Origin of the sequence: Cellulomonas sp. GbtcB1, assembly GCF_019091725.1 — a bacterium.
Taxonomy (GTDB): domain Bacteria; phylum Actinomycetota; class Actinomycetes; order Actinomycetales; family Cellulomonadaceae; genus Cellulomonas.
Genome location: NZ_JAGXJG010000359.1, coordinates 1 through 253 on the forward strand (window position 1 = coordinate 1; position 253 = coordinate 253).

Here is a 253-nt window from a genome sequence, read left to right on the forward strand (position 1 = left end):
CGTATGGCAAGCCTTCTCTTGGAGAGCGGTGACGGCGATCCGGGCCTATTTCGCGAATTGGGTGCGGCGGTGTTGTCGCCGTCCATGGGTGTCAATCGCCTGGTTTTCGGCAAGCGCTTCAAAGCGGTGTTCCGCAGCAACGATCCTGCCGTGTTCACCCGCGTGGATGTGGGTGCCAGTCTAGGTACGCACTTCTCCTCGAGCGTCAATGCCAACGCCGATCTTACGGCGCCTCCTACCTCGCAAGGTTACG

At 60.5% G+C, this 253-nt stretch carries 1 protein-coding gene; it reads left to right on the forward strand.

What is annotated here, in order from left to right; genetic code table 11:
* Nucleotides 1-253, forward strand: a 253-nt coding sequence (locus tag KVT14_RS20715) for a hypothetical protein (RefSeq protein ID WP_217617327.1), incomplete at both ends; no start/stop codon positions are given.